Consider the following 10,294-nt stretch of genomic DNA (forward strand, 5'->3'; position numbering starts at 1 on the left):
TAAAGGGGCAAGCGGTTGCCCTGGAGTAACTGCCTGACAAGACTCAGCCAAGAAAGTAGAACCCTAAAGTTATTTGGAGTATTATACTACAAGAACTGTAAGAATAGAGCTAAGGACAGGTTTGCAAACTGTCCCTCAAATACCACATAACCATTAAAATATCAGAGATATTAAAGTTGTAGTCAATAATTTTCTCTCTAAAAACTCAGGAAATACCCTATGAACCGCCCCACAGATTCCATTTCTGCTCACCAGCTTAGCGAAATCGAACGTACCAACCTCAACACCGTAGAAGATTATACTTCACTACAATCTCTTCCTGAAATTTGGCCAATTGCCAAACAGAGATTCTCTCAAGTAATTGCCCTTAATGACCCCCACTCTCAGCCAGAAGTCAAGCTTACCTACGCAGAGTTATATCAGCAAATTCAACAATTTGCTGCGGGCTTACAAGCATTAGGAATTGAGTCAACGGAAGAAGGAGATGTTCCCGATCGCATCGCCCTTTTTGCTGACAACAGTCCTCGCTGGATGATCGCCGATCAAGGGATAATGACCGCAGGAGCCGCCGATGTCGTGCGGGGTGCAGGCGCAGACCCCGAAGAACTACTGTATATCCTCCAAGATAGCGGCAGCACAGCCCTGATAGTGGAAAACTCAGCACTATTGCGAAAACTGCGCGATCGCCTCCCCGACTTACCCATCCAATTCATCATCCTCCTCTCCGACGAAGAACCAGAAAAAAGCGAAACCCTCACAGTCATCAAATTTTCCGAAGTCATCGCCACAGGAGCCAACCGCCCCCTCAAACCCACCAATCACAAACGTCAGACCCTAGCCACCCTACTCTACACCTCCGGCACCACAGGCAAACCCAAAGGCGTTATCCTCACGCACGGCAACCTCCTACACCAAATCACCACCTTCGGCGTTATCCTTCAACCCCAACCAGGAGAATCCGCCCTCAGCATTCTTCCCAGTTGGCACGCCTACGAACGCACCGTTGAATACTACCTACTCTCCCAAGGATGCACTCAAATTTACACCAGCATCCGCTATTTTAAACAAGACTTTAAAACCTGTAAACCCCAATATATGGTCAGCGTCCCCCGCATTTGGGACTCAATTTATGAAGCCGCACAAAAGCAATTTCGCGAACAACCAGCCAACAAACAAAAGCTAGTAAACTTTCTCTTAGGAACCAGCCTTAAATACATACAATCTCGCCGCATTGCCCAAGATTTAACCCTCAATTTAGAACCCCCAACTCCCGCCAAAAAATTAACAGCTCAAATTAAAACTATTCTACTTTTGCCCCTCCACGCCATCGGCGAAAAACTAATTTATCAAAAAGTTCGCCAAGCCACAGGCGGACAATTCAAATGTGCGATCAGCGGCGGTGGTTCCTTAGCCATGCACCTCGATAACTTCTTTGAAATCACGGGTATCAACTTATTAGTAGGATACGGCTTAACCGAAACTTCCCCAGTGCTTACAGTCCGCCGTCCTTGGCATAATCTCAGGGGTTCGGCAGGACAACCACTGCCAGAAACAGAAATCAAAATAGTTGACCCCGAAACTCGCAAACCACTTCCCATCGGACAAATCGGCCTAGTTTTAGGGCGGGGGCCGCAAATCATGGGAGGCTACTATTTAAACCCCCAAGCCACAGCGAAAGCAATAGATAAAGAAGGCTGGTTTGATACAGGAGATTTAGGTTGGATGACATCGGGGAACGATTTAATATTAACCGGTCGGGCAAAAGATACAATCGTACTTACAAACGGCGAAAACATCGAACCCCAGCCGATAGAAGATGCCAGCCTCCGCAGCGCCTACATCGATCAAATTATGCTAGTAGGTCAAGATCAAAAATTCCTGGGTGCATTAATCGTACCGAATCACGAAGCCGTCCAGAAGTGGATAGCCAGTCTGAATCCCTCCCTACAGGAAATAGACTGGAATAGCAAGGCAGTTCAGGATTTATTCCGCCAAGAATTGAACCGAGAAGTGCAAAACCGCCCTGGATACCGCCCAGACGACCGCATCGGCTCCTTCCGTCTGATTCTGGAGCCGTTTTCAGTGGAAAATGGGATGCTGACCCAAACCCTGAAAATTAAGCGCCCTGTTGTAATGGAACACTACCGCGATATGATTAACGAGATGTTTAAGTAACAGCGGTCAGGGGAGTAGTCAAAACGATCTTCCCTTCCCCTTCTAAACAATTTCTAACTGGCAACTCACAACAAACACAATCAAAATCTTTATGGATGTCTCCAACAATCAATTACTCCTGAAACGAGCGATTAACGTTAAAGTCATCGTTACTCCCCGCTGGAAAGAAGAGGCTCAACAGCAACTTCAAGCCCAAATTAACCAAATAGATTCGCAACTTCAACAACTAGAAATGCAAGGGCAGCGGATGATTAGTGATATTCAACGGCAAAGTCTGCAACCACCTGGCCCGCAGGTAGTGCAGCAAATTGAGAACATTCAAGTGCAGGTAAATCAAAAGAAAAGCGAACTGCTAGATCAGAAAAATCAAAGCCTTCAACAACTCAACCAAGTGCAGATATTAGATCTAGAACAAGAAGTTGCCCAAGGTCAAATAGAAAGCATATTCAGCGTCAAGACGGGAGATAACTTAATTCAAAAAATGCAGGTAGAAGTGCTCCTGCGGGACGGTTTAGTTGAAGAAATTCGCGGGGATATTTAGAGGGCAATTCTGAGTAATTTGGTAATTGAGAATTTGGGAATTGGAAATTGACCGTCAGTCATTTGTGCATCGAAAATTTAAAATCGGCTGGCTGTTACCAATTCTCCCTTTTCACTTGCCTCGGCCCTCCCCCCATTACCTATTACCGATTTAGCCGTTGAGAAAGGAAGTTTGAGAAATGATTCGCGAAGTGTTCATGCCCGCCCTGAGCTCTACTATGACCGAGGGCAAAATTGTTTCTTGGGTTAAATCGCCGGGAGACAAGGTAGAAAAAGGTGAAACGGTGGTTGTGGTTGAGTCTGACAAAGCAGACATGGATGTGGAGTCTTTCTACGAAGGCTTTTTGGCGACGATTATTGTGGCTGCTGGGGATGTTGCACCTGTTGGGGCGGCGATCGCTTTAGTCGCAGAAACCGAAGCGGAAATCGAAAAAGCTCAGCAGCAAGCTACTTCTGCACCCGCGAAAGCCGCCGCCCCCGCCCAAAGTCCCGCCACTCCTGCGGCTGCTGTTGCTTCCGCACCCGCCGCGCTGCAAGAGAGCCCAAACCGCCGCAATGGGCGCAGCGTCGCCTCCCCCCGCGCTCGCAAGTTAGCCAAGGAACTTAAAGTTGATTTAAGTTCCCTGCAAGGTAGCGGGCCTCACGGTCGGATTGTGGCAGAGGATGTCGAAGCGGCCGCTGGTAAGGCGAAAGCGCCTGCTGTTCAGCAACCAGTAGCGATCGCTGCACCCGCCGCAGCGCCAGTACCAGCGAAACCGACAGCAGCAGCGGCCCCTCCTGTGGGTGCGATCGCGCCTTTGGGTCAAGTAATGCCCATGAACGCCCTGCAAAATGCTGTAGTGCGGAATATGACCGCCAGCCTCTCCGTGCCTGTTTTCCACGTCGGTTATACAATTACTACTGACAATCTAGACAAACTCTACAAACAGGTGAAGTCAAAGGGCGTAACGATGACGGGGCTGTTAGCAAAAGCCGTAGCCGTAACGCTGCAAAAACATCCTTTACTCAACGCTTGCTATGTGGAATCGGGGATTCAATACCGCGCTGAGATTAATATTGCTGTCGCAGTAGCAATGGATGGCGGCGGATTGATTACTCCCGTCCTTCAAAAGGCGGATCAAATGGATATTTATTCGCTTTCTCGCAGTTGGAAAGATTTAGTCGATCGCGCTAGAAGTAAGCAATTGCAACCTGCGGAATATAGCACGGGCAGTTTTACCCTATCGAATCTAGGAATGTTTGGGGTAGATAAGTTTGATGCGATTTTACCACCAGGTCAGGGTTCGATTTTAGCGATCGGCTCTTCGCGGCCGCAAGTTGTTGCAAATGAAGAGGGATTGATCGGGGTGAAACGGCAAATGCAGGTGAATATTACTTGCGATCATCGCATTATTTACGGTGCTGATGCTGCCGCATTTTTGCAGGATTTGGCGAAGTTAATTGAGACAAATCCTCAATCTTTGACGCTGTAAGCTAGTGGGAATTGGTAATGGGGAATTGGGAATTGGGAATTGGTAATGGCTAATGGCTAATAGCTAATGGCTAATTACCCATCCTCCCCATCTCCCCCTCTCTTTCCCTAGCCCCTTCTTTCCTACAAAGATGCGTAATTATTAGGTATAATTAATTAATTAAAATATTGTGAGGGATTAGGTCATGCAATCAGCTTTGCACATAAAATCTAAAGTTTTACCAGGAAATAAGCTTGAGATTGATATTCCAGATGGAGCAGTTGGCGATAGTGTAGATGTGTTCATTATTTTGCCACAAAAAACTGAACCTAAACAAGTTTCGGTTATAGAATTGCTCGAAAAAGTACACAGTCAGCGTGCGCCCAGAACTGCTGAGGAGATAGATAGAGAACTACAAGAGGAAAAAAATTCATGGGACAGCTAATACTGCCATCCTTTTCTACTATCTATGTAGACACATCAGTTTTAATTTATAGCTTGGAGGGAAATTTAGATTACATTTCTTTGCTGCAACCTCTCTGGTTGAAATTTCAAGCGGGGGAACTTGAAATAGTCAGCAGTGAATTGATATTGATGGAGGTTTTAGTTGTCCCTCTGAGAAACGCTGATTCTCTTTTAGTCAATGCTTACGAACAACTGCTTTTTTCTACCAGAATGAGGCTAATTCCCATCAGCCAATCTGTACTCAGAAATGCGGCTCAAATGCGGGCAAGTAGCAATTTAAAAACACCTGATGCGCTTCATGCAGCTACAGCTTTGAGTATAAACTGTAGTGTATTTCTTACTAATGATAAAGGGTTTCGCAACGTTCCAAATTTACCTACTGTTATCCTTACTGAAGTTTTGGCATCTTGAGCTATCCCTTATATAATTACATCGTTGCCACCGCAACTACACAAACTAAGTCCGCCTGCGCGGACTAACAGATAAAAGGAGTATTTAAGCCGGATTTACCAATTATATCATGTCCGGTTAAATACTTGTCATTGCGAGCTCCGCGAAGCAATCTCAAAACCTTGCGATTGCTTCGCGGAGCTCGCAATGACAGATCGTAAGTATTTTGCCGGACATGAAATTACCAATTACCAATTACCAATTACCAATTACCAATTACCAATTACCAATTACCAATTACCAACTATCAACTATCAATTACCAAAACAATCTTACCAGTCATCGAGCCCGATTCGAGCAACTTATGAGCCGCTACAGCTTCTTCCAAAGGGAAAGTTTGACCTACATGAATTTTCAGTAAACTGTTATCTATCCAGCGAGAACACTGCTCTAAAATCTTAGCTTGCTGTATTTGTTCCTCCACTAATCCTTCCAACATTGGTGTTAGCATCAATTCCAAACTAATTCGCAGATTTCGCAACCTCGCTATCTTCAAATTTCCTAAAGCTGAATTGGGTTCCAAAATTGTCACCACATCTCCGTAAATCCGAACGCAGGGAAATGATTGATAAAAAGTTTCGTCACCTACCGTATCAAAAGCTAAGTCTACTCCTTGCCCTTGAGTCCAACCTAAAACTTCATCGACTACATCTCTATTTTTGTAAATAATCGGCAAGTCGGCACCCAATTCCGTAACAAAATTAGCTTTTTCTTCAGAACTAACCGTCGTGCAAACATCTGCACCTTGCAATTTTGCTAACTGGATAGCGACATGACCAACCCCGCCAGCACCGCCATAAATTAATGCCTTTTGACCAGTTTGTAACCGTCCGCGATCGTAAAGTGATTCCCAAGCTGTGATTAAAACTAAAGGCGCAGCGGCCGCTTCAGCAAAGCTAATTGAAGATGGTTTTCTGGCAACAAACTTCTCGTCTATAACCACCAATTCCGTGTAAGTTCCAGTTGGGCCGCCCAAACCGCCATTACAGAAATAAACTTCATCTCCAACTTGGAAAAGTTGAACTCCAGCACCTACAGCTTCGACAACACCAGCACCGTCACACCCCAAAATGTGAGGAGTCTCGTCTTGTTTTAAAGTGCCTCGCTGTCGTAATTTAGTATCAATAGGATTGACACCCGCTGCCCGCAGCCGCACCAATAGTTCTGTATCTTTCTGAATAGTTGGGGCGGGAATGTCCACCATTTGCAGGACTTCCGGGCTTCCGGGTGTATCAAAAGCGATCGCTTTCATAAAAATATTTTGGCAATTCTGACTTGGGATCTGCTGTTCGATTCGATCGATTTGCCGATCGTACCTCAAATCGGCGCAGTGCGACAATTAGATTCTATGCTTTTGCCCGTCCCCCTGCTGCTGGGACTTGCCGCTAGGTTTCCAGGCTCCCTCGACTGTACTGTGAGCAAATGCACATCAATCTCGTAAGTTGGGCCACTGCCATACATCAGCTTAATTGCTAAGGTGGTTGCACCATTTATTGCTTACGCCAAACTATCCGTAACGCCGCCTTCTAGGCAGTTATGCCACTCTAAGGGAAAACGGCATTACGTAAGTAACGCTTAAGTCCTAACTGAGTCAGTAGGACGGGATTAAATAGAGGAACTTTGCATTAGTCACTCCTTCTTACTCATAACTTAGTTATTTTTAAATAGATTGGTTTTAGGTAACTGCTGTCATCAAGGTGCTGATCCATGTTCGAGCTCGACCCATTTCTATCCAATGGGATTCCTGCATACCTTCTGGGGTTGTTGGTGACTTTCGCGATCGCGTTAATAGCCTACACAAACAAAGGACTGCTAAAATCTACCACTGTTACAGTCGGAACTATTAGCGATCGCTCTTTTGCTATCGGCAATTTCTGGACAAGCGATCGCCTTGTACTTCCTCGACAACTACCACCCTCGAAAACTTTAGCTGCTTGGCAGTGTAACAGTCAAGAGGAAAGCAGCGCTACAGGAAGCGACCTTGTGAAGACCGGGGCGCAGTCATTGTTAGCGCAGGAAATAGCGGCGGTAAATCTCACCATTGAGGAGCAACAGCGCCTAGAAGCCGCACTCCGTACCAGCGAGGCAAAATACCGCGCTTTGAGCGAGCAAATTGCCGCTGTCACCTATATCGCCCCTCTAGAGCGTCCTAGTCATCGGCTCTACATCAGCTCACAAATTGTCAAACTATTGGGCTATTCTCTGGAGGAATGGAAGGCTTGTCCGAATTTACTATCTAAAATTCTCCATCCCGATGACCGCGATCGCCTCCTAGTAGAAGACGCAACCCGCCGCGCCGCCTCTGTAGGCAAAGAAAGCATCAACGACCAATCGTTTACTGTAGAATATCGCGCGATCGCCAAAAACGGTCGCGTACTGTGGTTTTGCGATCGCGCAGTAGCAGTCCGCGACGAAGTAAATCAGTCGATTTTCCTTCAAGGTTTGATGTTAGACATCACCGAGAGCAAAGTCACCGAAAGAGCATTACAAGAGAGCGAATATCGGTATTACACCTTAGCAAAAATGCTACCAGTGGGGATTTTTCGCACCGAAACCGCTGGCGAGTGCTTGTATGTTAACCCCAGATTTTGCGAGATGGCGGGGCTAACTCCCGCAGAGGCGCTCAAATCCGGGTGGGTGCGATCGCTACATCCTGACGATCGCGATCGCGTTTTAACCGCCTGGTATCGAGCGATTACAGAAAAAATGCCTTTCAAGTTGGAATACCGCTTCCAAAAAGGCTCGGAGGTGACATGGGTATATTGTCAAGCCGTACCAGAAGTAGAAAAAAACGGCGAAGTTACTGGCTATTTGGGTACTCTCACCGATATTACCGATCGCAAACAAGCAGAAGAAAGCTTAAAACGAGCTGAAGAGAAATATCGCAGCATCTTTGAGAATGCGATCGAAGGAATTTTTCAAAGTACCCCAGAGGGACGCTACCTCAGCGCCAACCCCGCCTTATCCAAAATCTATGGCTACAACTCCCCAGAAGAATTAATCGAACAAATACAAGACATCAAAACCCAAGTTTACGTTAACCCCAGACGTAGAGCTGAATTCGTGCGCGAAGTTGAGACCAAGTGTTCTATATCTGAATTTGAGTCCGAGGTTTACTGCGCCGATGGTAGCACGATTTGGATTTCGGAGAATGCGCGGACTGTTCGCAACAACAACGGCGAATTGCTTTACTACGAAGGCACTGTTGAAGATATCACCGTCCGCAAAATGGCTGAGGAGAAATTACTCCATGATGCTCTCCACGATACTCTCACAGGTCTGCCTAACCGAGCTTTATTTATGGATCGGCTGGGACACGCGATCGAACTGGGTAAGCGACGGCCAGAAATTTTATTTGCTGTACTGTTTATCGACCTGGATCGCTTTAAAGTCGTCAACGACAGTTTAGGGCATTTAGTGGGCGACCAACTACTAATCGCGATCGCCCAGCGATTGAAAATATGTCTGCGTACAGGAGATACTGTTGCCCGCCTGGGCGGAGATGAATTTGCAATTTTGTTAGAAAATATCAAAGATGCTAGCGATGCCACCATCATTGCCGAGCGAGTCCAAAACGAACTAGCAGCACCTTTCCACTTAAGCGCCCACAAGATATTTAGCAGCGCCAGCATTGGCATTGTCTGTTCCGGTTTAGCCCCATTCAGAGATGGCGAAGCTACCACCTTACCCCATCTTCAATGTCCAATTTTATACGATCGCCCCGAAGACTTACTCAGAGATGCAGATGCTGCCATGTATCATGCCAAAGCACAGGGTAAAGCTCGCCATGAAATATTTGACATGAGTATGCACACTCGCGCTGTGGCACTTTTGGAACTAGAAAATGACCTGCGCCGCGCTGTCGAGCGTCAGGAATTTCAGTTGTATTATCAGCCCATAGTCTCTCTCGTAAACGGTAAGATTAGCGGTTTTGAGGTACTATTACGCTGGCAACATCCTCAGCGCGGTTTAGTAACACCAGCAGAGTTCATCCGCGTAGCAGAAGAAACTCGGCTAATTGTACCCATTGGTTGGTGGATGCTCCGCTCAGCTTGCCACCAAATGTACCAATGGCAACAAGAATTTCCTACAGATCCACCTTTAACTATCAGCGTTAATCTTTCTAATCAACAATTTACGCAGCCAGATTTGATCGACCAAATTAGAAAAATTTTACTAGAAACCGATCTTAATCCCCGCAGTTTAAAACTAGAAATTACTGAAAGCGTGATTATGGACAATGCCGAATCAGCAGCAGCTTTGCTACTGCAATTGAGAGCTTTGGAAATTCAGTTATATATCGATGATTTTGGCACAGGCTATTCGTCGCTTTCTCGTCTGCACAGTTTCCCAACTGATGCTTTAAAAATTGACCGAGCTTTTGTCAGTAGGATGGCTGACGATGAAGGGAACGAAGCGATCGTACAGACAATATTAATCTTAGCAGGTCATTTAGGTATGGATGTAATTGCTGAAGGAGTCGAAACAGCAGAACAATTAGCTCAGCTTAGAGCATTACAATGTGAATACGGTCAAGGATATTTCTTCTCAAAACCAATAGACTGTAATGCGGCTACGGTGCTAGTAGCAGCTCAACCCCAATGGTAAGAAGAAGGAAGAAGGAAGAAGGAAATAGTTGTGGTAGGAGGGGGCTGCTATCATCCTTAATTCTAAAGCCAAAAATAAAATTTTTTCCTAAAACACATAAAAGTGTGCTATAGTCTGAAAATTCACTCGGTTCTAGCGGGGAGCAGCCGCTAGAGGTAACGGGGAAAGTTCGGTGTAAATCCGTCGCTGTCCCGCAACTGTAAGGAGACAAAACCTGTCTCTAAAGTCAGAATGCCCGCCGAAATTTAGATAACTTTTGAACGCATCTGCGAGGTACGGATGAGCGGTAAATTTAATGTAACTGTAGGCGATATACGCGCCCTCTTTGTCTGCCCAAACTTCGCCAGCATTTGGAAAGAGAGAAAGCGAAGTAAAGGCACAAGAAAAAAATATTAGGACAAGTTTCCCAATCAGCAAAATAGTGGAACTTGCCCGATATTTTTGGCATTCAATAATTAAGAGTTTACCCAATCTTCGTAAGGCCGCCCTCTATGCGGTATATTCATCGGCCAAAGGGCGGCGTTACGGATATCTCCAAGTAAATAATTCCTTCCTCCTTCTTCCCTCTTCCTTCTTCCTTCTCTCTCTCTCTCTCTCTCTCTCTA

At 45.9% G+C, this 10,294-nt stretch carries 7 protein-coding genes and 1 riboswitch; of the genes, 6 read left to right on the forward strand and 1 reads right to left on the reverse strand.

Going from position 1 to position 10,294, the window contains the following annotated elements:
• The first annotated feature begins 219 nt into the window (after positions 1 to 219).
• The 5 genes from OSCIL6407_RS0104535 (at position 220) to OSCIL6407_RS0104555 (ending at position 5,042) form a co-directional block, all read left to right on the forward strand.
• Positions 220 to 2,175 (forward strand): long-chain fatty acid--CoA ligase, encoded by a 1,956-nt coding sequence (locus OSCIL6407_RS0104535; RefSeq protein ID WP_007357266.1) that lies wholly within the window; start codon positions 220 to 222, stop codon positions 2,173 to 2,175.
• A 91-nt stretch (positions 2,176 to 2,266) separates the two neighbouring features.
• Positions 2,267 to 2,716, forward strand: coding sequence for a YlqD family protein (locus OSCIL6407_RS0104540; protein ID WP_007357265.1), 450 nt, complete (start codon positions 2,267 to 2,269; stop codon positions 2,714 to 2,716).
• Between the two features lie 178 nt (positions 2,717 to 2,894).
• Positions 2,895 to 4,187: a dihydrolipoamide acetyltransferase family protein gene (locus OSCIL6407_RS0104545; RefSeq protein WP_007357264.1), complete on the forward strand. Its 1,293-nt coding sequence runs from the start codon at positions 2,895 to 2,897 to the stop codon at positions 4,185 to 4,187.
• A gap of 184 nt (positions 4,188 to 4,371) precedes the next feature.
• Positions 4,372 to 4,611, forward strand: a complete 240-nt coding sequence (locus OSCIL6407_RS0104550) for a hypothetical protein (RefSeq protein WP_007357109.1) — start codon at positions 4,372 to 4,374, stop codon at positions 4,609 to 4,611.
• Positions 4,599 to 5,042: a type II toxin-antitoxin system VapC family toxin gene (locus OSCIL6407_RS0104555; RefSeq protein ID WP_007357108.1), complete on the forward strand. Its 444-nt coding sequence runs from the start codon at positions 4,599 to 4,601 to the stop codon at positions 5,040 to 5,042. The genes OSCIL6407_RS0104550 and OSCIL6407_RS0104555 overlap by 13 nt, the downstream gene beginning before the upstream one ends.
• A 286-nt stretch (positions 5,043 to 5,328) precedes the next feature.
• Here the strand turns inward: OSCIL6407_RS0104555 and OSCIL6407_RS0104560 are convergent, their stop codons facing one another.
• Positions 5,329 to 6,333, reverse strand: coding sequence for a zinc-dependent alcohol dehydrogenase family protein (locus OSCIL6407_RS0104560; protein ID WP_007353292.1), 1,005 nt, complete (start codon positions 6,331 to 6,333; stop codon positions 5,329 to 5,331).
• 455 nt (positions 6,334 to 6,788) lie between these two features.
• On the opposite strand from OSCIL6407_RS0104560, the gene OSCIL6407_RS0104570 reads away from it, so the two are divergent.
• A complete protein-coding gene (locus OSCIL6407_RS0104570) occupies positions 6,789 to 9,689 on the forward strand; it encodes a sensor domain-containing protein (protein ID WP_007353290.1) in 2,901 nt (966 codons plus the stop codon).
• A 113-nt stretch (positions 9,690 to 9,802) separates the two neighbouring features.
• A riboswitch (cobalamin riboswitch) is annotated at positions 9,803 to 9,946 on the forward strand.
• Positions 9,947 to 10,294: the final 348 nt, after the last annotated feature.

It is taken from the genome of Kamptonema formosum PCC 6407 (genome assembly GCF_000332155.1).
Classification (GTDB): Bacteria; Cyanobacteriota; Cyanobacteriia; order Cyanobacteriales; family Microcoleaceae; genus Kamptonema; species Kamptonema formosum.